Here is a 21521-nt window from a genome sequence, read left to right on the forward strand (position 1 = left end):
TTCTCTCGGCGACGAGTAGAACACTACCAGCTCTGATGGGGTGTTCAGGAACAGGGTTTTGCGGGGCCGCGGTGAGGGCCCCGAAGGCGGCCGTAGCGCATGGGGACGGTGCCGTGGCGGGGGGTCCGGGAAAGGTCCCCCGCATGGGGGCGGAAGTGGGCAAAACCGGGACGCAGTCGCAGGTGGGCCCCTAGTCTCATGGTGTGCCTGGCTTGTCCGGTCGGATCCTTGTTGTCGATGACAACAAGGTGATCCGCCAGTTGATCAGGGTCAATCTCGAGCTGGAGGGCTTCGAGGTGGTGACCGCGGCTGATGGTGCCGAATGTCTGGACGTCGTGCACGAGGTCAGACCCGATGTCGTCACCCTCGATGTCGTGATGCCGCGGCTGAACGGTCTGCGGACCGCCGCGCGGCTGCGGTCCGATCCCCGGACGTGGGACATCCCCATCGCCATCGTCAGCGCCTGCACCCAGGGCGAGGTCGACAACGGCGAGTGGGTGGGCGTCGACGCCTTCCTGGCGAAGCCGTTCGAGCCGGGGGAGCTGGTGCGGACCGTGGGAATGCTGGCGCGCGAGGGGCGGCAGCGGGAGTGCGGGGCCGAGGGGGACTGCGAGCGGACGGTCCAGCGGGGCGAGGGGGCGGCGCCGGGGGACGCCGGGCGGGGCGCCGGATGCGAGGAGCTGCCCGGGCTCGGGGAAACGGGCGTACGGGATCAGCGGCCGCCGGCCGCCTGAGCGTGTCCACAGGGCGAAACCGGTGAGCTGACCCGGGCCCTTCTCCCATACGCTTGTCTCGTGACCCCCGCCGAGCTCTCCCGTACCGTCCTGCGCTCCGTGCGCGGTGCCGTGGACGATGACGAGCTCTCCGTGCCGGTGCCGACCCGGATCGTGGTGCGGCCGCCGCGGCGGGCCGGGTGCGGGGACTACGCCTCGAACGTGGCGCTCCAGCTCGCCAAGGACGCGGGGCGGCCGCCCCGGGAGGTCGCCGAGATTCTGCGCACGCGGCTGGCGGGGAGCGCCGGGATCGCCCGGGTCGAGATCGCCGGGCCGGGGTTCTTGAACTTCACGCTGGGCGGCGGGGCGCGGGCCGCGCTGGTACGGGAGATACGGGCCGCCGGTGCCCGCTACGGGGAGCAGCGGCGGGGAGCGGGGGAGGCCGTCGCCGGCGCGCCCGTTTCCCACGGCCCGGTCCCCGACGCCCCCCTGCACCGCGGTGCCCGTGGCCTCGTCGTCGCCGAGGCTCTAGGGCGGATCGTGGCGGCGGCCGGGGGCGGGCGGCCGCGGGATGCGGCCGCGGCGCCGGAGGCCGTCCGGGAGTGTGCCGGGCTGGTTGCCCGGCTGGGGGAGGACGAGGCGCGCTGGGCCCTGCTGCGGCCTGCGGCGCGGGACGCCGTGCGGCTGCCGGAGCGGCCGGAGCAGCGGGAGCGGAATCCACGGTTCCGGGTGCAGTACGCCTACGCCGGGACGCAAGCCCTGGTACGGCAGGCCCGTGACCTCGGCTTCGCGCCGGAGGCCGGGGAGACGGCGACGTCCACCGGTGAGACGACGTCCGCGGGGACGCCCATGCCCACGGGCACGGACGCGGCCGCCGCCGAGCCCGCGGCCCAGGAGCTGCTCACCCTCCTGGCCACCTATCCCGCCGCCGTCGAGTCCGCCGCCCGGCTCCGCGCGCCGGACCGGCTGGTGCGGCATCTGGAGGCGACGGCGGATGCGGTGCCCGGGTGGTGCGAGGAGTGCCCGCCGCTGCCCGTCGGGGAGGAGAAACCCTCGGCCGTGCACCGCGGCCGGCTGGCTCTTGCCGAGGCCACCGGGACGGTGCTCGCCAACGGCCTGCGTCTGCTCGGCATCTCCACGCCCGATTACCTTTGATGTGAATTGAGAACTTGAGGGGATCCCCGCTGTCATGAGTCGTTCCGCGCATCCTGCCGGGCCCCGGCACGCCGATGTCCTGCCCGAGGGGCACTACGCCGGGCCGCCCGCCGATCTCAACACCCTCGACCCGCAGGTCTGGTCCCGTACCGTCCGGCGCAATGCCGACGGCGTGGTGACCGTCGGCGGGCTGGACGTCCGCGCGCTGGCCGAGGAATTCGGTACGCCGGCGTATTTCCTCGACGAGGACGATTTCCGGGCGCGCTGCCGGGCCTGGAAGGACGCTTTCGGACCGGACGCCGATGTCTTCTACGCCGGCAAGGCGTTCCTTTCCCGCGCCATCGTGCGGTGGCTGACCGAGGAAGGGCTCAATCTCGACGTCTGCTCCGGGGGAGAGCTCGCCACGGCGCTCGACGCGGGCATGCCGGCCGAGCGGATCGCCCTGCACGGCAACAACAAGAGCGTCGAGGAAATCACCCGCGCCGTGGAAGCGGGCGTCGGGCGGATCGTGCTGGATTCGTTCCAGGAAATCGTGCGGGTCGCGCATATCGCCGAGAAGCTCGGCAAGCGGCAGCGGGTGCAGATCCGCGTCACGGTCGGTGTCGAGGCGCATACGCATGAATTCATTGCGACCGCCCACGAGGACCAGAAGTTCGGCATTGCGCTGGCCGACGGACAGGCCGCGGAGGCCGTACGCCGGGCGCTCAAGCTGGACGGGCTGGAACTGATCGGAATTCACAGCCACATCGGGTCGCAGATCTTCGACATGGCGGGCTTCGAGGTGTCCGCCCGCCGGGTCGTGCAGCTGCTCACCGAGGTGCGCGACGAGCACGGCGTGGAGCTGCCGGAGATCGATCTCGGCGGCGGGCTGGGCATCGCCTACACCTCGGCGGACGATCCGCGCGAGCCGCACGAGATCGCCAAGGCGCTCGGCGAGATCGTGACCAAGGAGTGCGCGGCGGCGGGCCTCGGGGTGCCGCGGCTGTCCGTCGAGCCGGGCCGGGCGATCGTGGGGCCGACGGCCTTCACGCTCTACGAGGTCGGCACGGTCAAGGAGCTGGAGGGCCTGCGGACGTACGTGTCCGTGGACGGCGGGATGTCGGACAACATCCGCACCGCCCTGTACGACGCGGAGTACAGCGTGGCCCTGGCCTCGCGCGCCTCGGACGCCGAGCCGATGCTCTCGCGGGTGGTCGGCAAGCACTGCGAGAGCGGGGACATCGTCGTGCGCGATGCGTTCCTGCCGGGCGATGTGGCGCCGGGCGACCTGCTCGCGGTGCCCGCCACCGGCGCGTACTGCCGGTCCATGGCGAGCAACTACAACCACGCACTGCGGCCCCCCGTCGTGGCGGTCGGCAACGGTGCGGCCAGGGTGATCGTCCGCCGGGAGACGGAGGAAGATCTTCTGCGGTTGGATGTCGGGTAGGGCCGGATCCACGGGGCGGGGCCCCGGATGAAATAAATGTCTCGGAATCCGGACGACCGACGGAATTCGCCGTCCGGTGCGTGAGACTGGTGCATGAGCACGCTGTGCGTGCCGGGGCGAGCTGCCGGTGCACCGGCACAAGGAACAATCGCTGATAGATGAGAAGCAGGGGTCGAATGATGCGTACGCGTCCGCTGAAGGTGGCGCTGCTGGGCTGTGGTGTGGTCGGCTCAGAGGTGACGCGCATCATGACGACGCACGCCGACGACCTCGCCGCCCGTATCGGCGCGCCCGTGGAGCTCGCCGGGATCGCCGTCCGCCGACCCGACCGGGTCCGCGCCGGCGTCCCGGCCGAGCTGATCACCACCGATGCGACCGCGCTGGTCAAACGCGGTGACATCGACGTCGTCATCGAGGTCATCGGCGGCATCGAGCCGGCCCGTACGCTGATCACCACCGCCTTCGAGCACGGCGCGAGCGTCGTCTCGGCCAACAAGGCGCTGGTGGCGGCGGACGGCGCGGCGCTGCACGCGGCGGCCGAGGCCAACGGCGCGGACCTCTACTACGAGGCGGCCGTCGCGGGCGCCATCCCGCTGGTGCGGCCGCTGCGCGAGTCGCTGGCCGGCGACAAGGTCAACCGCGTGCTCGGCATCGTCAACGGCACCACCAACTTCATCCTCGACAAGATGGATTCGACCGGCGCCGGCTACAGCGAGGCGCTGGACGAGGCCACCGCGCTGGGCTACGCCGAGGCCGACCCGACCGCCGACGTCGAGGGCTTCGACGCCGCCGCCAAGGCCGCGATCCTGGCCGGTATCGCCTTCCACACCCGCGTGACCATCGACGATGTCCACCGCGAGGGCCTGACGGAGGTCACGGCGGCCGATATCGCCTCCGCCAAGCGGATGGGCTGTACGGTCAAGCTGCTCGCCATCTGCGAGCGGGCGGCGGACGGGGCGTCGGTGACGGCCCGGGTGCACCCCGCGATGATTCCGCTGACCCATCCGCTCGCCTCGGTGCGCGAGGCGTACAACGCGGTGTTCGTGGAGTCCGACGCGGCCGGGCAGCTGATGTTCTACGGGCCCGGAGCGGGTGGTGCGCCGACCGCCTCCGCGGTCCTGGGCGATCTCGTCGCGGTGTGCCGCAACAAGCTCGCCGGGGCCACCGGACCGGGCGAGTCCGCCTATACGCGGCTGCCCGTCAGCCCCATGGGCGAAGTCGTCACGCGCTACCACATCAGCCTCGATGTGGCCGACAAACCCGGCGTTCTCGCGCAGGTCGCCACCATTTTCGCCGAACACGGCGTATCCATCGATACGGTCCGTCAGCAGGGCAAGGACGGAGAGGCCTCCCTCGTCGTCGTCACCCACCGGGCGGCCGACGCGGCCCTGTCGTCGACCGTCGGGGCACTGCGCGAGCTGGACACCGTCCGCGGTGTCGCCAGCATCATGCGGGTCGAAGGGGAGTAAAGGAACCCATGTCTGCCAATTCCACCGCGTCCTCCGCCAACGGTCAGTGGCGCGGCATCATCGAGGAATACCGCGACCGGCTGCCGGTCAGCGACACGACCGAGGTCGTCACCCTCCGGGAGGGCGGCACCCCCCTCGTACCGGCCCAGGTGCTCTCCGAGCGCACCGGATGTGAGGTGCATCTCAAGGTCGAGGGCGCCAACCCGACCGGCTCCTTCAAGGACCGCGGGATGACGATGGCCATCACCCGGGCCAAGGAGGAGGGCGCCAAGGCCGTCATCTGCGCCTCCACCGGCAACACCTCCGCCTCGGCCGCCGCCTACGCGGTGCGCGCCGGCATGGTCTGCGCCGTGCTCGTCCCGCAGGGCAAGATCGCGCTCGGCAAGATGGGCCAGGCGCTGGTGCACGGCGCGAAGATTCTCCAGATCGACGGAAATTTCGACGACTGTCTGACGCTGGCCCGCGGCCTGTCCGACAACTACCCGGTCGCACTTGTGAACTCCGTGAACCCGGTGCGCATCGAGGGCCAGAAGACCGCCGCCTTCGAGATCGTCGACATGCTGGGCGACGCGCCCGACATCCACGTCCTGCCCGTCGGCAACGCCGGCAACATCACCGCGTACTGGAAGGGCTACCAGGAGTACGCGGCCGACGGCCTCGCCGCCGGTACCCCGCGGATGTGGGGCTTCCAGGCCTCCGGCAGCGCCCCGATCGTGCGCGGTGAGGTCGTCAAGGACCCGCACACCATCGCCACCGCGATCCGCATCGGCAACCCCGCCTCCTGGCAGTTCGCGGAGCGGGCGCGGGACGAGTCCGGCGGCTTCATCGACGAGGTGACCGACCGTCAGATCCTCGCCGCCTACCGCCTGTTGGCCTCCCAGGAGGGCGTCTTCGTCGAGCCCGCCTCGGCCGCTTCGGTCGCCGGTCTGCTCAAGGCCGCCGAGGAGGGCCGCGTGGACCCGGGCCAGAAGATCGTCTGCACGGTCACCGGCAACGGCCTCAAGGACCCGGACTGGGCGGTGGCCGGCGCCCCGCAACCGGTGACGGTCCCCATCGACGCGGACGCCGCCGCCGAGAAGCTGGGCCTGGCCTGACGGCCCCGGGTGCGGGTCCGCAGCCCTCCCGCATCCGCCCCTCACCGCACGAAAAGCAAAGAGTGCAAAGGCTGCAAAGCCCGAAGAGGCCGACGTCGGGGCACGGGAAGGCGCGCGACACGCTTCGTGCGCCTCCTGTGCGCCCTATGTCGTCACAGAACCTTCCTTCGATAGGCTGGCAGCCAACTCCCCTCCCCACGGCATAACGCAGTGGTGCGCAGGGCAGGTCAGAACAGACCCCATGAGCCGTCCGGGCGCCCCGGCGCCGGAGTTCTGGGGCAGTACCGCAGCATCAATCAAGGAGAGTCATCGAGCGATGGCCGGTCCCGCGTTCCGCGCCGCCGCCGTCCGGGTGCGCACCCCCGCTTCCAGCGCCAATCTCGGTCCCGGCTTCGACGCCCTCGGCCTGTCCCTGGGCCTGTACGACGATGTCGTGGTGCGGGTCGCCGATTCCGGTCTGCACGTCGATATCGCAGGTGAGGGCGCCGAGACCCTCCCGCGAGACGAGAGCCATCTGCTCGTGAAGTCGATGCGGGCCGCCTTCGACCGGCTCGGCGGGCAGCCGCGCGGCCTGGAAATCGTCTGCGCCAACCGCATCCCGCACGGCCGCGGTCTGGGCTCCTCGTCGGCGGCCATCTGCGCCGGCATCGTCGCCGCCCGCGCCGTGACGATAGGCGGCGAGCAAAAGCTCGACGACATCGCGCTGCTGGAGCTGGCCACCGAGCTCGAGGGCCATCCCGACAACGTCGCCGCATGTCTGATGGGCGGGTTCACGCTCGCCTGGATGGAGACCGGCACCGCCACCGCGCGGGCGATCCGGATGGATCCCGCCGATTCCATCGTTCCGGTGGTCTTCGTGCCCGGAAAACCGGTGCTGACCGAAACCGCCCGCGGACTGCTGCCGCGTAGCGTCCCGCACGGGGACGCCGCGGCCAACGCCGGCCGCGCCGCACTGCTCGTCGAGGCCCTGACCAGGCGCCCCGAGCTGCTGCTGGCCGCGACCGAGGACCGACTTCACCAGGACTACCGCGCCCCGGCGATGCCGGAGAGCCTGGCCCTGGTGAACCGACTGCGCGCGGACGGCGTCCCCGCAGTCGTCTCCGGTGCGGGCCCCACGGTGCTCGCACTGGTCGAGGATGCGACGGCCGACAAGGTTGCCGCGCTGGCGGGAGAGGGGTGGGCGGCCAACCGGCTCACCCTCGACGCGGCGGGCACCTGTGTGCTGCCGCTCGCCGGGTGATCACGCGTGTGATCGACTGATTGCCGGTCTTGGAGAGGGGGAATGTTTGTTGGATCCGGTAGTGTTAACCTCAAGTCAGTACCCGACACCTATGGGGTGCGGTGCTTGGTGTCCCCAGTTGGGACCACTTTCTTCCGGGAGCCTCCCAAACTGCTTGGAGCAATGGCCTGAGCAGGAGTGAGCACGCTTCGGAATTCGGCGTGACGTCATGAGTCACTCTGCATCTCTTCACGCCGTAACCATGAATTGATCTTTCCGCCGTATCCGGCGGGACCACCGCCCCGGCCAGGTCCGCAAGACCCGAGGACATCGAGCCGGACAGCACAACCCGGTCGCCGAGCCAGACAGGCCGACGCCCGCTCCAGGGAAGGACCCTTCGTGAGCGACACCACCGATCTGATGGGCGTGCGCACCGATGGCACTGCCACCGCGCCCGCCACGGACGCTCCTGCCGCGCCTGCAACCACGCGTCGCCGCCGTTCCGGCACCGGCCTTGAGGGCATGGTCCTGGCGGAGCTCCAGCAGGTTGCCTCCGGCCTCGGCATCAAGGGCACCGCGCGGATGCGCAAGAGCCAGCTGATCGAGGTCATCAAGGAGAAGCAGGCCGGGGGCAGCGCCCCCGCCAAGTCCGACGCGCCCGCCGCCGAGACCAAGCCCAAGCGCCGTACGACCTCCAAGGCCCGTACGGGTGAGGACGCCGCCGCCAAGGGTGCCGACAAGGCCGCCAAGGGCGACAAGGCCGCCGAGCCCGCGGCCGCCCAGCAGCAGATCGAGATCCCCGGCCAGCCGGTCAGCGACGAGCAGCCGGCCGGTGAGCGCCGCCGCCGGCGCGCCACCGCCGCCGCGGGCGCCCCCGAGGCCGCCGCGGGCGACGTCAAGACCGACACGAAGGTCGAGGCGAAGACCGAGACCAGGGCCGAGCCGAAGGCCGAGACGGCGGTGGAGACCGCCGAGGGCCGTCCGGGCAAGGACCGTCAGGACCGCGGCGACCGCCAGCAGAAGGGCGACCGCGAGGGCCGCGGCCAGCGTCAGCGCGACCGCCGCAAGGGCGAGACCGGCGACGGCGGCCAGGGCGGCCAGGGCGGCCAGGGCGGCCAGCGCCAGCGCGACCGCCGGGACGACCGCCGGGATGACGACGACGACTTCGAGGGCGGCCGCCGGGGCCGTCGCGGCCGCTACCGCGACCGCCGGGGCCGTCGCGGCGGCCGCGAGGACTTCGGCAACGAGCCGCAGGTCTCCGAGGACGACGTCCTGATCCCGGTCGCGGGCATCCTCGACATCCTCGACAATTACGCGTTCATCCGGACCTCCGGGTACCTGCCCGGCCCGAACGACGTGTACGTCTCCCTCGCCCAGGTCCGCAAGAACGGCCTGCGCAAGGGCGACCACGTCACCGGTGCGGTGCGCCAGCCCAAGGACGGCGAGCGGCGCGAGAAGTTCAACGCGCTGGTGCGCCTGGACACCGTCAACAGCATGGCGCCCGAACAGGGCCGCCAGCGGCCGGAGTTCGGCAAGCTGACGCCCCTTTACCCGCAGGAGCGGCTGCGCCTGGAGGGTGAGTCGGGCGGTCTGACGACCCGGATCATCGACCTGGTCACGCCCATCGGCAAGGGGCAGCGCGGTCTGATCGTGGCCCCGCCGAAGACCGGCAAGACCATGATCATGCAGGCGATCGCCAACTCGATCACCCGCAACAACCCCGAGTGCCACCTGATGGTCGTCCTGGTCGACGAGCGTCCCGAAGAGGTCACCGACATGCAGCGGTCGGTCAAGGGCGAGGTCATCTCCTCGACCTTCGACCGTCCGGCCGAGGACCACACCACCGTCGCCGAGCTCGCCATCGAGCGCGCCAAGCGGCTGGTGGAGCTGGGTCACGACGTCGTCGTCCTGCTGGACTCCATCACCCGTCTGGGCCGCGCGTACAACCTCGCGGCGCCCGCCTCCGGCCGCATCCTGTCCGGTGGTGTCGACTCGACCGCGCTCTACCCGCCGAAGCGCTTCTTCGGTGCCGCGCGCAACATCGAGGACGGCGGTTCGCTGACCATCCTGGCCACCGCGCTGGTCGAGACCGGTTCGCGAATGGACGAGGTGATCTTCGAGGAGTTCAAGGGCACCGGCAACCTGGAGCTCAAGCTCGACCGCAAGCTCTCGGACAAGCGCATCTTCCCGGCGGTGGACGTGGACGCGTCCAGCACCCGTAAGGAAGAGATCCTCATGGGCAGCGACGAGCTCGCCATCGTGTGGAAGCTGCGCCGGGTGCTGCACGCCCTGGACCAGCAGCAGGCCATCGAGCTGCTGCTGGACAAGATGAAGCAGACGAAGTCCAACGCGGAGTTCCTGCTCCAGATCCAGAAGACGACGCCGACCGCGGGCAACGGCAACGACTGACGCCCGCGGCGACGCCGCGCACCGAGCCCTTCTCACCCCTGTGGGTGGGAAGGGCTTTGTGCTGTGCGCTCAAGGGTGTGATGTGCACCGCGCCGCCGCCGCGCGCCGCTGAGACGTTCCGCACAGGGCGCCGCGCCGTACACCCGTTCACGCAATGTCCGAAAACAGCCTGTAAACGCAGGTGAGAAGGACGAAAGTCCCGGCGCACGAGGTGCAGACAGGCGCGTTTTCTAAGAAAGGGCTCATACGGCGCTGTGCAACCCTTCCCGTCTGCCCCCCGTCTGACCAGACGCGACAGGCCGTGGCGTACGCAGCGACGTACGCAGCACGGTGCGGCGAGGGGCAGCCGAGCGACCAAGGACTGAGGAGCACATGGCGGACAGCAACGGGACCGCGATGGCGGCCAACAGCCGCGCCCGCGGCATACGTGCCACCGGCCGCCGGCGCAAGGGCCGGACCAGGCGCCGCCGCGCCCTGACCATCACCCTGTGTGCGCTGGTCAGCGCCGTACTGCTCGGCGGGGCCGGGCTCGGATACGTCTACTTCAAGCTCAACGGGAACCTCAAGGGCGTCGACATCAACGCCGCCCTGGGCCGCGACCGGCCCCAGAACGTCGACAACGGCTCGATGGACATCCTGGTGATGGGCTCGGACTCCCGGGCGGGCAAGAACGGCGCCTACGGCCGGGACGAGGGCGGCGCCCGCTCCGACACCGCGATGGTCGTGCATGTCTACAAGGGCCACAAGAAGGCCAGCGTGGTGAGCATCCCCCGCGACACCATGATCAAGCGGCCCGACTGCACCACGAGCGGCGGCCGCACCGTGCCCGGTGCGCAGCGCGCGATGTTCAACACCGCCTACGAGGTCGGTGGCCCGGCCTGCGCCGTCAAGACCGTCGAGTCGATCAGCGGCATCCGGATGGACCACTTCCTGGAGGTGGACTTCACCGGCTTCAAGAAGCTCATCGACGCGCTGGGCGGGGTGGACCTCACCACCACCCGGCCGATCAACGACAAGGACAGCCATCTGCACCTGCCCGCCGGCAAGCACACCCTCGACGGCGAGCAGTCGCTCGGCCTGGTGCGCACCCGGCACGGCGTCCCCGGCGGCGACGGCAGCGACCTGGGTCGCATCCAGCTCCAGCAGACCTTCGTCAAGGCGCTGATGAACCAGGTCCGCAACGTCGGGGTGCTGACCAACCCCGCCAAGCTCTACGACATCGCGGACACCGCGACCAAGGCCGTGACCACCGACACCGACCTCAACTCCGTCGGCGAGCTGACCGGCCTGGCCAAGAGCCTCGGCGCCATCGGCTCGGACCACATCGACATGGTGACGCTGCCGGTGACCTACGATCCGGCCGACCCCGAGCGCGTGGTGCCGCTGACCAAGAAGAGCGCACAGGTCTGGGACGCCCTGCGGCAGGACAAGGCCATCCCGAAGGCCGCCACCAAGGGCTCGGCCGGTGACCAGGGCGGCACGGGCCGGTACGTGAAGTAGCCGTCCGACGCCGGTACGGGGCCGCACGCGGCGCCGTACCGGCGGGGGAATAGTGGCGGACGTCCCCCGGTTTTGGGAGATACGGCTAGTCCTGGCAGACTGGACCGTCGGCCCCGGTTCACGTGACGCAACCCGCGACACGACCCGGTGCACTCCCGAACCTAGGAGAATCCCTTGAAGCGCGACATCCACCCGGAGTACGTCGAGACCCAGGTCAGCTGCACCTGTGGCGCGTCGTTCACCACCCGCAGCACCGTTGCCGGCGGCAGCATCCGCGCCGACATCTGCTCCGAGTGCCACCCGTTCTACACGGGCAAGCAGAAGATCATGGACACCGGCGGCCGCGTGGCCCGCTTCGAGGCCCGCTTCGGCAAGTCCGCCGCAGCCGCCAAGAAGTAGCGACCCGCAAGGCGCCGGTTCGCGGTCGCCCCTCGAAGGGGCGACCGGACCGGCGTCTTTGTCGTCCTGCCCCGCAGCCCACCGGCCGGGGCCCCGGAAGTCCAGTCAGCAGAGGAACACACGATGTTCGAGGCGGTCGAGGAACTGGTCGGCGAGCACGCCGATCTCGAGAAGCGGCTGGCCGACCCCGCGGTCCATGCCGACCAGCGCGAGGCCATGCGGCTCAACAAGCGCTACTCCGAGCTGACCCCGATCATCACCACCTACCGCTCCTGGCGGCAGGCCGGCGACGACATGGAGACGGCCCGCGAACTGGCCGCGGACGACCCGGACTTCGCCGACGAGGTCAAGGAGCTCGACGCCCGGCGCGAGGAGCTCACCGAGAAGCTGCGGCTGCTGCTCGTCCCCCGTGACCCCAGCGACGACAAGGACGTCATCCTGGAGATCAAGGCGGGCGCGGGCGGCGACGAATCCGCGCTGTTCGCCGGCGATCTGCTGCGGATGTATCTGCGCTACGCCGAGCGCATCGGCTGGAAGACCGAGATCATCGACTCCACCGAGTCCGAGCTCGGCGGCTACAAGGACGTCCAGGTCGCCGTGAAGACCAAGGGCGGCCAGGGCGCGACCGAACCCGGCCAGGGCGTCTGGGCGCGGCTGAAGTACGAGGGCGGGGTGCACCGCGTCCAGCGGGTGCCCGCCACCGAGTCGCAGGGCCGCATCCACACCTCGGCGGCCGGCGTGCTGGTCACCCCCGAGGCCGAAGAGGTCGACGTCGAGATCAACATGAACGATCTGCGCATCGACGTCTACCGCTCCTCGGGCCCCGGCGGCCAGTCCGTCAACACCACCGACTCCGCGGTGCGCATCACCCACCTGCCCACCGGTGTCGTCGCCTCCTGCCAGAACGAGAAGAGCCAGCTCCAGAACAAGGAGCAGGCCCTGCGCATCCTGCGCTCGCGGCTGCTGGCCGCCGCCCAGGAGGCCGCCGAGCAGGAGGCCGCCGACGCCCGCCGCAGCCAGGTGCGCACCGTCGACCGCTCCGAGAAGATCCGCACCTACAACTTCCCGGAAAACCGCATTTCGGACCACCGCGTCGGCTTCAAGGCGTACAACTTGGACCAGGTGCTCGACGGCGAACTGGACGCGGTCATCCAGGCGTGCGTCGACGCCGACTCGGCGGCCAAGCTCGCCGCCGCCCAGTAGCTCCGCAACGACCCGCAACGAACGCAGTACACCCGCACGACCCTGTACGTACCGGCTGGAGGACTCCCCGTGAACCTGCTGCTCGCAGAGGTGGCTCAGGCCACCCAGCGGCTGGCCGACGCCGGCGTGCCCTCACCGCGGTTCGACGCCGAGGAACTCGCCGCGCATGTGCACGGCGTCAAGCGGAGCCAGCTGCACACGGTCGCCGACGCGGACTTCGACGCCCGCTACTGGGAGGCGATCGCCCGCCGCGAGGCCCGCGAGCCGCTCCAGCACATCACCGGCCGCGCGTTCTTCCGCTACCTCGAACTCGCCGTCGGGCCCGGGGTGTTCGTGCCCCGCCCGGAGACCGAGTCGGTGGTCGGCTGGGCGATAGACGCGGTGCGCGCCATGGACGTCGTCGAACCGCTGATCGTCGACCTGTGTACGGGCTCCGGCGCCATCGCCCTGGCCCTGGCGCAGGAGGTGCCGCGTTCGCGGGTGCACGCCGTGGAGCTGTCCGAGGAGGCGCTGGGCTACGCCCGCAAGAACGTCGCCGGCACCCGCGTCAACCTCCACCACGGCGACGCCCTCACCGCGCTGCCCGAGCTGGACGGACAGGTCGACCTGGTCGTCTCCAACCCGCCGTACATCCCGCTGACCGAATGGGAGTACGTCGCGCCCGAGGCCCGCGACCACGACCCGCAGCTGGCGCTGTTCTCCGGCGAGGACGGCCTGGACACCATCCGCGGCATCGAGCGCACCGCCCACCGCCTGCTGCGGCCCGGCGGTGTGGTGGTCGTCGAGCACGCCGACACCCAGGGCGGCCAGGTGCCGTGGATCTTCACCGAGGAGAAGGGCTGGGCGGACGCGGCCGACCACCCCGACCTCAACAACCGGCCCCGCTTCGCCACCGCGCGCCGGGCGATGCCATGACGTATCCGGCCCCGACGTCCGATACGGCCGGTGCCGAGGTGGCCCGCGCTGTATCCGCTGTATCCGTTCCGCACGAGGAGGTCCGTTAATGGCCCGGCGTTACGACTGCACCGACGCGACCGACCGCGCGACCGGTCTGCGCGAGGCCGCCTCGGCCGTCCGCCGCGGCGAACTGGTCGTGCTGCCGACCGACACCGTCTACGGCATCGGCGCGGACGCCTTCAGCGCCGAGGCGGTCAGCGATCTGCTGCAGGCCAAGGGCCGCGGCCGGGGGATGCCCACGCCCGTGCTGGTCGGCTCGCCCAACACCCTGCACGGCCTGGTCACCGACTTCTCCGAGCAGGCCTGGGAGCTGGTCGACGCCTTCTGGCCCGGCGCGCTCACCCTCGTCGCCCACCACCAGCCGTCGCTGACCTGGGACCTGGGGGAGACCGGTGGCACGGTCGCGGTGCGGATGCCGCTGCACCCCGTCGCCATCGAGCTGCTGACCGAATTCGGCCCGATGGCCGTCTCCAGCGCCAACCTCACCGGCCACCCCTCGCCGCAGGACTGCGACGCGGCCCAGGAAATGCTGGGCGATGCGGTCTCCGTCTACCTGGACGGCGGCCCCACCCCCGCCGCCGTGCCGTCCTCGATCGTCGATGTCACCGGCAAGGTCCCCGTGCTGCTGCGCCAGGGCGCGATCAGCGCGGACGAGCTGCGCAAGGTGGTACCCGAGCTCGAGGTGGCCAATTGATGGCGCCCCTGGGGCGTGGCATAGCGGGACCCGGCGACGACCTCCTTCCTCCTGCGGTACGCCCCTTCCGCATCCTGCACGTCAGCACCGGCAACGTCTGCCGCTCGCCGATCACCGAGCGGCTGCACCGGCGTGCCCTGGAGCTGCGGCTCGGCCAGGAGCGCAGCAGCGGGCTGCTGGTGGAGAGCGCCGGCACCTGGGGGCACGAGGGCGCCCCCATGGAGGCGCACGCCGCCACCGTGTGCAGCGACTACGGCGCGGACCCGGGCGGCTTCATCGGCCGTGAGCTGCTCGACGAGCACGTCATCCGCGCCGACCTCGTGCTCACCGCCACCCGCGACCACCGCGCGCAGGTCATCTCCATGGGCCACTCCGCGGGGCTGCGCACCTTCACGCTCAAGGAGTTCAACCGGCTGGTACGGGCCATAGACCCGGCCACGCTGCCCGAACCCGACCCGGACCTGCCCGACGGCGGGCTGATCGAGCGGGCCCGCGCGCTGGTCGGTGCCGCCGCGGCGCTGCGCGGCTGGCTGCTGGCGCCCGACCCGGAGTCCGACGAGGTCCACGACCCCTACGGCGCGCCCATCACGTTCTTCCGCTCCATCGGGGACGAGATCAACCAGGCGCTGGATCCGGTCGTCACGGCCCTGACGGGCGTCCCGGAACGCGCCTAGGGCCCCTGGCCGCGCCACCGAAGGCCCCCGACGCGGCACCAGAGGCGCCCTCCGTGCCACTCGCGGCCCCGCACGCCGCGCCCGATCGCCCCGCCGCGCCTACATTGGACGTACGTCCCCGTACGAGGCCCGGAGCCAGCGATGTCCGCCACCACCGCGTCAGCCCGTAGCGCCGGCAAGGCCGCCGAGGAGAGGGCCCGGGCCGCCGTCCGCGACGGCGGCGCCCCGCCGGCCGGCGCCCCCGACTTCGCCGCGCTGCTGCGCCAGGACCCCGAGATCGCCGGGGTGCTGCTCGGCGAGGGCGCCCGGCAGGCCGACGGCCTCCAGCTGATCGCCGCGGAGAACTTCACCTCGCCCGCGGTGCTCGCCGCCCTCGGCTCCCCGCTCGGCAACAAATACGCCGAGGGCTATCCCGGCGCCCGCCACCACGGCGGCTGCGAGATCGTCGACCTCGCCGAGCGGATCGCCGTGGAACGCGCCAAGGCCCTCTTCGGCGCCGAACACGCCAACGTCCAGCCCCACAGCGGCTCTTCGGCCGTTCTGGCCGCCTACGCCGCCCTGCTGCGCCCCGGGGACACCGTCCTGGCGATGTCCCTGCCGCACGGCGGCCATCTCACCCACGGTTCGCCCGCGAACTTCTCCGGCCGGTGGTTCGACTTCGCCGGCTACGGCCTCGACGAGGAGACCGGGCTGCTGGACTACGACGCGGTGCGCGCGCTGGCCCGGGAACGCCGCCCCAAGGCGATCGTGTGCGGTTCGATCTCCTATCCCCGCCACCTCGACTATGCGGCCTTCCGCGATATCGCCGACGAGGTCGGCGCGTACCTGATCGCCGATGTGGCGCATCCGATGGGCCTGATCGCGGGCGGCGTGGCGCCCAGCCCGGTCCCGTACGCCGATGTGGTGTGCGCCACCACCCACAAGGTGCTGCGCGGGCCGCGCGGCGGGATGGTGCTGTGCGGGGCGCGGCTGGCCGAGCGGATCGACCGGGCGGTGTTCCCGTTCACCCAGGGGGGTGCCCAGATGAACGCGGTGGCCGCCAAGGCCGTCGCCTTCGCGGAGGCCGCCACGCCCGCGTTCGGCGCGTACGCCCATCAGGTGGTCGCCAATGCCCGCCGGCTGGCCGCGGCGCTGGCCCAGCGAGGGCTCACGATCGGCACCGGCGGGACGGACACCCATCTGATCACCGCGGATCCCGCGCCGCTGGGGGTGGACGCGCGCACGGCCCGGGGCCGGCTGGCCGCCGCCGGGATCGTCCTGGACACCTGCGCGCTGCCGTGCGCCGAGGAGGATGCCCCGAGCCCGGGGCCGCCGTACAAGCGCGCGCCGCGCCGGAGCGGGCTGCGGCTGGGCACCGCGGCGGTGACCACCCAGGGGATGGGCGAGGCGGAGATGGAGCGGATCGCCGACCTGATCGTGGCGGCGCTGCGCGAGGACGGCGCGGTGCGTGCGCAGACGGCCGGGCTGGTCCACCGTTTCCCGCCGTATCCGGATCGCGCCTGATCCGTCGGGCGGCGGGAACCGTTCTGCGGCCGGGTACGTCTTCACCTGTATTCACGGCCAGGGGGCGGACACGCATAGGGTGTGGGGCTGTGATGGCCAGCTATACCAATGGGGCAGCCCGTGCGTGAATACCTGCTGACGCTGTGCGTCACGGCCGCGGTGACCTACCTGCTGACCGGGCCGGTGCGGAAGTTCGCGATCGCCGCCGGTGCGATGCCGGAGATCCGCGCCCGCGACGTGCACCGCGAACCGACACCCCGGCTGGGTGGTATCGCGATGTTCGGTGGGCTGTGCGCGGGGCTGCTGGTCGCCTCGCATCTGACGAACATCAAGAGCGTCTTCGACACCAATGAGCCGCGGGCGCTGCTGTCGGGTGCCGCGCTGATCTGGGTGCTCGGGGTGCTGGACGACAAGTGGGGCGTGGACGCGCTGGTCAAACTGGGCGGCCAGATGATCGCCGCGGGCGTGATGGTCCTCCAGGGCCTGACGATCCTGTGGATCCCGGTTCCCGGTGTCGGCACGGTCTCGCTGACGCCCATGCAGGGCACGCTGCTGACCGTCGCGCTGGTCGTCGTCACCATCAACGCCGTCAACTTCGTCGACGGCCTGGACGGTCTGGCCTCCGGCATGGTGTGCATCGCCGCCGCGGCGTTCTTCATGTACGCCTACCGGATGTGGTTCGGCTACGGCATCGAGGCGGCCGCGCCGGCCACGCTGTTCTCGGTCGTGCTGATGGGGATGTGCCTGGGCTTCCTGCCGCACAACATGCACCCGGCGCGCATCTTCATGGGGGACTCCGGCTCGATGCTGATCGGGCTGGTGATGGCGGCCGGTGCGGTGTCGGTGACCGGCCAGGTGGACCCGGATCTGCTGGGGCAGAAGGCCGGTGGTCTGCGCGAGGCCACGCATGCGATGGTGCCGGTCTACATTCCGCTGCTGCTGCCGCTGACGGTGATCGCGGTGCCGGTCGCGGACCTGATTCTGGCCATTGTGCGGCGCACCTGGAAGGGCCAGTCGCCGTTCGCCGCGGACCGCGGGCATCTGCACCACCGGCTGCTGGAGATCGGACATTCGCACAGCCGCGCGGTGCTGATCATGTACTTCTGGTCGGCGCTGATCGCCTTCGGCGCGGTGGCGTACTCGGCGAACAACGCCAGCATGTGGATCGTCCTGGGCATCGTGCTGCTGAGCGCGGTGGGCCTGGTGCTGCTTCTGCTGCCGCGGTTCACGCCGCGGGCCCCGCGCTGGGCGGAGTGGATGGTTCCGCCGCGGTACCGCCGCAGCCGGCGCACCCCCGTCGCGGTGGCGGACGGCGAGCGGCACGGGAGTGGCGAGGAGGAGCGCGAGCCGGTGCCGGCGGGGCTGCACGGGGCCACCGCGATCGGCGACCGGTCACGCTTCGTGGATCGCCGGAAGGCGGGAAGTAACCGCTGACAGGGTGACCGGCGTCCCCCGGAGGGGGTCAAAAATCGCCATGGTTGACCCCATACCAGACATTTACCTTGCTGTCAGTGCACCAACGCGCGGGTTCACGCTCAGGTGTGACAGGGTCCACACGGACCAGGTAAAGACCTCATCAAATAGTTTGTGATACCGTTCACGAAACCCGGCGGCAGAGCCGAAGGGCCGTAGTGCGACGGCTCTTTGGCCTCAGTTGCATACCCAGGCCGGGTCTACGCTCGTCCTTGACGACAACCCCCACTTTTTGCCGGAGCGCCGCCATGCAGTCGAATGACGCCCGACTACTTCTGTCCGCCGTTGTGCCCACCCTCGCCACCGGCGTCCTCGCCGTTGGCGTGTGCGCTGTGGCCGCCGGTGGGGCGGCAGTGCTCGGCGCCGTCATCGGCACCGCGCTGACCGTGCTCATCATGGGCACGGGGCTCGTCGTCCTGCAGCAGACCGCCAAGAAGCTTCCGCAGTTGTTCCAGATGACGGGCCTGCTGCTGTACACCGTGCAGATCCTGCTCGTCGCGGTCTTCGTGATCGCGTTCAAGGACACAACGCTCTTCGACACCAAGGCATTTGCGTTCACGCTGCTCGGCGCCACCCTCGTATGGATCGCGGCACAGACCCGCGGTCATATGAAGGAGAAGATTCTGTACGTGAATCCCGACTCCGCTCAGACCAAGAGCGCGGAGACGGCGGGGTCGCCGACGTGAGACGTAGGGCCGGGATAAATGCCCTCATGCGGGCCTGCTATCGTCCGGTGCCAACTGCGGCACAGAGGGCGCAGGCGGCTGAGCTTCCAGATTCCACGGAATCCGACGGGCAGTTCTCGCGGCCGATGCCTGTGATCCGGTCCGGCCCAGCGCCGACCAGCCGCCCCCCAATCCGTAAGACCAGTCCAGTGCCGCTCCGTGGCTCAACGCCGCGCCGACACAACGAGGTTGCCGTACCCATGCGCCACGCTGAAGGAGCCCGCGGTGAGTGCTGAAACGATGCTCGCCTTCGACACTCAGTGCCACCTCTTTATTCCGGGGTGTGGCTTTGAGGCCCCGGGCCTTCATTCCTTCGTCTTCGAGCCGCTCTTCACCATCGGTGGCTTCGAGTTCAACAAGCCGATGCTGCTCGCCCTGCTCAGCACCGTCGTGGTCGTGTGGTTCTTCTGGGCCGCATTCGGCCGGGCCAAGGTGGTCCCCGGCAAGCTGCAGATGGTCGGCGAGGCGGGATACGACTTCGTGCGCCGCGGGCTCGTCTACGACGCGCTCGGCAAGAAGGAGGGCGACAAGTACGTCCCCTTCATGGTCGCGCTGTTCTTCTTCGTATGGATCATGAACATCTGGTCCATCATTCCGCTGGCCCAGTTCCCGGTCACCTCGGTCATCTCCTTCCCCATCGGGCTGGCGCTGATCGTCTACATCATCTGGATGTCGCTGACCTTCAAGAAGCACGGCTTCGTCGGCGCCTGGAAGAACCTCTCCGGCTACGACAAGTCGCTCGGCTGGGTCCTCCCGCTGATCATGGTGCTCGAACTGCTCCAGCACCTGATCATCCGGCCCTTCACCCACGCGGTCCGGCTCTTCGCGAACATGTTCGCGGGCCACATGCTGATCCTGATGTTCACCATCGCCAGCTGGTACCTGCTGAACGGCATCGGCATCGTCTACGCCGGCGCATCGTTCCTGATGACCATCGTGATGACCGCCTTCGAGCTCTTCATCCAGGCCGTCCAGGCGTACATCTTCGTCCTCCTGGCCTGCAACTACATCCAGGGCGCGCTCGCCGAGAACCACTGAGCACCCCGGCTCCCCGCAAACCACCAGTCGTCCGGTGGCCAACCCCCACCGGTCCGTGAAAGAGAAGGAAGTAACGGCATGTCCGCTGCTCTCGAGACTGTCAACCTCGCCGCCGGCCTCACCGGCAACATCGCCTCGGTCGGTTACGGCCTCGCGGCCATCGGCCCCGGCGTCGGCGTCGGCATCATCTTCGGTAACGGCACCCAGGCCCTGGCCCGTCAGCCCGAGGCGGCCGGTCTGATCCGCACCAACCAGATCATGGGTTTCGCCTTCTGTGAGGCGCTCGCCCTCATCGGCATCGTCATGGGTTACGCGTACAAGTAAGCGCACCCTTCGACGACGCCCCATTAGACGGAAGGCATTGATGTGAACGCCGACGCCCTGGTGAACATGGCGGTGGAGGTTCCCGAGAACCCCCTGGTCCCGCCGATTCCCGAGCTGGTCATCGGTCTGGTCGCCTTCTTCATCGTCTTCGCCATCCTGGCCAAGAAGCTCCTCCCGAACATCAACCGTGTTCTGGAAGAGCGCCGCAGCCAGATCGAAGGCCGCATGGAAGAGGCCGAGGCGCTCCAGGCCGAGGCCCAGCAGGTGCTCGCCGACTACCGGGCACAGCTGGCCGACGCCCGGCACGAGGCCGCCCGACTGCGCCAGGAGGCGCAGGAGCAGGGCGCGACCCTCATCGCCGAGATGCGCGCCGAGGGCCAGCGGCAGCGTGAGGAGATCATCGCTGCCGGTCACGCCCAGATCGAGGCGGACCGCAAGGCGGCCGCGCAGTCGCTGCGTCAGGACGTGGGCAAGCTCGCCACCGACCTGGCCGGCAAGCTCGTCGGCGAGTCCCTCGAGGACGCCGCTCGGCAGAGCCGGACCATCGACCGCTTCCTCGACGAGATCGAGGCCCAGGCGGCGGCGGACACGACGAAGGCTGAGGCCGGCCGATGAACGGAGCGAGCCGCGAGGCACTCGCCTCCGCACGCGAGCAGCTCGACGCGCTGACGGACAACACGTCCGTCGACGCCGCGAAGCTCGCCGAGGAGCTGGCTGCCGTCACCGCTCTGCTCGACCGCGAGGTGTCGCTGCGTCGGGTCCTGACCGACCCGGCGCAGGCCGGCGAGGCACGCGCCGAGCTGGCCCAGCGGCTGTTCGGCAGCCAGGTCGGCGGCCCGACCGCCGAGCTGGTGTCCGGCATGGTCCGCTCCCGCTGGTCGCGCTCGCGCGATCTGACGGACGCGCTCGAGGAGCTGGCCTTCAGCGCGGACCTGGCCGCGGCGCAGCGGTCCGGCGCGCTCGACGACGTCGAGGACGAGCTGTTCCGGTTCGGCCGGATCATCGCCTCGGCCCCCGAGCTGCGCAGCGCGCTGACGAGCAGCATCGCGACGACCTCCGCCAAGACGGAGCTGCTGCACTCGCTGCTGGGCGGCCGGGCCAACCCGGTCACCGAGCGGCTGGTGGTCCGTCTCGTGGGTGCGCCGCGAGGCCGTAGCCTGGAGGCAGGGCTCGATGCCCTCTCCAAGCTGGCCGCGCACCGCCGGGACCGCGTGGTCGCGGTGGTCACCTCGGCGGTGCCCCTCAGCGAAGGGCAGCGGCAACGCCTCGGCGCGGCGCTGGCCACGGTGTACGGACGGCAGATCCACCTGAACCTCGACGTGGACCCCGAGGTCCTCGGCGGCGTCCAGGTCCGGATCGGCGACGAGGTCATCAACGGGACCATCGCGGAGCGCCTCGACGAGGCGAACCGGCGGATGGCCGGCTGACCCGGCCACCAACTCAACAGCTGCGACGCAGCACAAGCAGGACGGCGGCCCGAGTTGGGCCGTAAGCGGAAACCCACCGAGGGGACAAGCCCCTCGGCCACCCGCAAGAAACTTCGGGC

The 21521-nt window shown here is 70.6% G+C and carries 20 protein-coding genes; all 20 read left to right on the plus strand.

Annotated features, from left to right (window positions below; translation table 11 throughout):
* The first annotated feature begins 203 nt into the window (after nt 1-203).
* The 20 genes from B1H19_RS27440 (at nt 204) to B1H19_RS27535 (ending at nt 21402) form a co-directional block, all read left to right on the plus strand.
* The gene (locus tag B1H19_RS27440; RefSeq protein WP_083107412.1) at nt 204-734 is read left to right on the plus strand and encodes a response regulator; all 531 of its coding nucleotides are present in this window, start codon (nt 204-206) and stop codon (nt 732-734) included.
* A gap of 60 nt (nt 735-794) precedes the next feature.
* Nucleotides 795-1868, plus strand: a complete 1074-nt coding sequence (gene nrtL / locus B1H19_RS27445; protein WP_083107413.1) for an ArgS-related anticodon-binding protein NrtL — start codon at nt 795-797, stop codon at nt 1866-1868.
* Between the two features lie 34 nt (nt 1869-1902).
* Nucleotides 1903-3294 (plus strand): diaminopimelate decarboxylase, encoded by a 1392-nt coding sequence (gene lysA, locus B1H19_RS27450; RefSeq protein ID WP_083107414.1) that lies wholly within the window; start codon nt 1903-1905, stop codon nt 3292-3294.
* A gap of 176 nt (nt 3295-3470) precedes the next feature.
* Nucleotides 3471-4763: a homoserine dehydrogenase gene (locus B1H19_RS27455; protein WP_083107415.1), complete on the plus strand. Its 1293-nt coding sequence runs from the start codon at nt 3471-3473 to the stop codon at nt 4761-4763.
* Nucleotides 4764-4771: 8 nt separating this feature from the next.
* Entirely contained in the window at nt 4772-5857 is a 1086-nt protein-coding gene (thrC, locus tag B1H19_RS27460) for a threonine synthase (protein WP_083107416.1), read from the plus strand.
* A 316-nt stretch (nt 5858-6173) separates the two neighbouring features.
* Nucleotides 6174-7097 carry a homoserine kinase gene (thrB, locus tag B1H19_RS27465; RefSeq protein ID WP_083107417.1) on the plus strand — a complete coding sequence of 308 codons (924 nt, stop codon included), beginning with the start codon at nt 6174-6176 and terminating at the stop codon, nt 7095-7097.
* A gap of 378 nt (nt 7098-7475) precedes the next feature.
* Nucleotides 7476-9485, plus strand: a complete 2010-nt coding sequence (rho, locus tag B1H19_RS27470) for a transcription termination factor Rho (protein WP_083107418.1) — start codon at nt 7476-7478, stop codon at nt 9483-9485.
* 372 nt (nt 9486-9857) lie between these two features.
* Nucleotides 9858-10985 carry an LCP family protein gene (locus tag B1H19_RS27475; RefSeq protein ID WP_083107419.1) on the plus strand — a complete coding sequence of 376 codons (1128 nt, stop codon included), beginning with the start codon at nt 9858-9860 and terminating at the stop codon, nt 10983-10985.
* A 174-nt stretch (nt 10986-11159) separates the two neighbouring features.
* On the plus strand, nt 11160-11384 hold the full coding sequence (gene rpmE, locus B1H19_RS27480; protein WP_030065532.1) for a 50S ribosomal protein L31: 225 nt from the start codon (nt 11160-11162) through the stop codon (nt 11382-11384).
* Between the two features lie 123 nt (nt 11385-11507).
* Nucleotides 11508-12587: a peptide chain release factor 1 gene (gene prfA / locus B1H19_RS27485; protein ID WP_083107420.1), complete on the plus strand. Its 1080-nt coding sequence runs from the start codon at nt 11508-11510 to the stop codon at nt 12585-12587.
* 69 nt (nt 12588-12656) lie between these two features.
* Nucleotides 12657-13502: a peptide chain release factor N(5)-glutamine methyltransferase gene (gene prmC, locus B1H19_RS27490; RefSeq protein WP_044367961.1), complete on the plus strand. Its 846-nt coding sequence runs from the start codon at nt 12657-12659 to the stop codon at nt 13500-13502.
* 88 nt (nt 13503-13590) lie between these two features.
* The gene (locus tag B1H19_RS27495; protein WP_083107421.1) at nt 13591-14238 is read left to right on the plus strand and encodes an L-threonylcarbamoyladenylate synthase; all 648 of its coding nucleotides are present in this window, start codon (nt 13591-13593) and stop codon (nt 14236-14238) included.
* Nucleotides 14235-14912 carry an arsenate reductase/protein-tyrosine-phosphatase family protein gene (locus B1H19_RS27500; protein ID WP_418361477.1) on the plus strand — a complete coding sequence of 226 codons (678 nt, stop codon included), beginning with the start codon at nt 14235-14237 and terminating at the stop codon, nt 14910-14912. Before B1H19_RS27495 ends, B1H19_RS27500 begins: the two co-directional genes overlap by 4 nt.
* A gap of 141 nt (nt 14913-15053) precedes the next feature.
* Complete coding sequence (locus B1H19_RS27505; protein WP_083107422.1) at nt 15054-16415, plus strand: serine hydroxymethyltransferase; 1362 nt, start codon at nt 15054-15056, stop codon at nt 16413-16415.
* A gap of 108 nt (nt 16416-16523) precedes the next feature.
* Complete coding sequence (locus B1H19_RS27510) at nt 16524-17849, plus strand: MraY family glycosyltransferase (RefSeq protein ID WP_083107423.1); 1326 nt, start codon at nt 16524-16526, stop codon at nt 17847-17849.
* Nucleotides 17850-18136: 287 nt separating this feature from the next.
* Nucleotides 18137-18574, plus strand: coding sequence for a hypothetical protein (locus B1H19_RS27515; RefSeq protein ID WP_083107424.1), 438 nt, complete (start codon nt 18137-18139; stop codon nt 18572-18574).
* Nucleotides 18575-18853: 279 nt separating this feature from the next.
* Nucleotides 18854-19651 carry a F0F1 ATP synthase subunit A gene (atpB, locus tag B1H19_RS27520; RefSeq protein WP_083107425.1) on the plus strand — a complete coding sequence of 266 codons (798 nt, stop codon included), beginning with the start codon at nt 18854-18856 and terminating at the stop codon, nt 19649-19651.
* Between the two features lie 78 nt (nt 19652-19729).
* Nucleotides 19730-19975, plus strand: coding sequence for an ATP synthase F0 subunit C (gene atpE / locus B1H19_RS27525; RefSeq protein ID WP_030065540.1), 246 nt, complete (start codon nt 19730-19732; stop codon nt 19973-19975).
* A 66-nt stretch (nt 19976-20041) separates the two neighbouring features.
* Nucleotides 20042-20590 (plus strand): F0F1 ATP synthase subunit B, encoded by a 549-nt coding sequence (locus B1H19_RS27530; protein ID WP_203237374.1) that lies wholly within the window; start codon nt 20042-20044, stop codon nt 20588-20590.
* Complete coding sequence (locus B1H19_RS27535; RefSeq protein ID WP_083107427.1) at nt 20587-21402, plus strand: F0F1 ATP synthase subunit delta; 816 nt, start codon at nt 20587-20589, stop codon at nt 21400-21402. Before B1H19_RS27530 ends, B1H19_RS27535 begins: the two co-directional genes overlap by 4 nt.
* Nucleotides 21403-21521 lie beyond the last annotated feature (119 nt).

The sequence above is a fragment of the Streptomyces gilvosporeus genome (genome assembly GCF_002082195.1).
GTDB classification, from domain to species: domain Bacteria; phylum Actinomycetota; class Actinomycetes; order Streptomycetales; family Streptomycetaceae; genus Streptomyces; species Streptomyces gilvosporeus.

What these genes read in the sequence shown, in the direction of transcription:
- B1H19_RS27495 (WP_083107421.1), top strand. Translation starts at nt 13,591, where the DNA reads ATGGCCCGGCGTTACGACTGCACCGACGCGACCGACCGCGCGACCGGT.
- atpB (WP_083107425.1), top strand. Translation starts at nt 18,854, where the DNA reads ATGCTCGCCTTCGACACTCAGTGCCACCTCTTTATTCCGGGGTGTGGC.
- B1H19_RS27475 (WP_083107419.1), top strand. Translation starts at nt 9,858, where the DNA reads ATGGCGGACAGCAACGGGACCGCGATGGCGGCCAACAGCCGCGCCCGC.
- B1H19_RS27455 (WP_083107415.1), top strand. Translation starts at nt 3,471, where the DNA reads ATGATGCGTACGCGTCCGCTGAAGGTGGCGCTGCTGGGCTGTGGTGTG.
- B1H19_RS27515 (WP_083107424.1), top strand. Translation starts at nt 18,137, where the DNA reads ATGCAGTCGAATGACGCCCGACTACTTCTGTCCGCCGTTGTGCCCACC.
- B1H19_RS27535 (WP_083107427.1), top strand. Translation starts at nt 20,587, where the DNA reads ATGAACGGAGCGAGCCGCGAGGCACTCGCCTCCGCACGCGAGCAGCTC.
- lysA (WP_083107414.1), top strand. Translation starts at nt 1,903, where the DNA reads ATGAGTCGTTCCGCGCATCCTGCCGGGCCCCGGCACGCCGATGTCCTG.
- thrC (WP_083107416.1), top strand. Translation starts at nt 4,772, where the DNA reads ATGTCTGCCAATTCCACCGCGTCCTCCGCCAACGGTCAGTGGCGCGGC.
- atpE (WP_030065540.1), top strand. Translation starts at nt 19,730, where the DNA reads ATGTCCGCTGCTCTCGAGACTGTCAACCTCGCCGCCGGCCTCACCGGC.
- B1H19_RS27505 (WP_083107422.1), top strand. Translation starts at nt 15,054, where the DNA reads ATGTCCGCCACCACCGCGTCAGCCCGTAGCGCCGGCAAGGCCGCCGAG.
- thrB (WP_083107417.1), top strand. Translation starts at nt 6,174, where the DNA reads ATGGCCGGTCCCGCGTTCCGCGCCGCCGCCGTCCGGGTGCGCACCCCC.
- B1H19_RS27510 (WP_083107423.1), top strand. Translation starts at nt 16,524, where the DNA reads ATGGGGCAGCCCGTGCGTGAATACCTGCTGACGCTGTGCGTCACGGCC.
- B1H19_RS27530 (WP_203237374.1), top strand. Translation starts at nt 20,042, where the DNA reads ATGGCGGTGGAGGTTCCCGAGAACCCCCTGGTCCCGCCGATTCCCGAG.
- prfA (WP_083107420.1), top strand. Translation starts at nt 11,508, where the DNA reads ATGTTCGAGGCGGTCGAGGAACTGGTCGGCGAGCACGCCGATCTCGAG.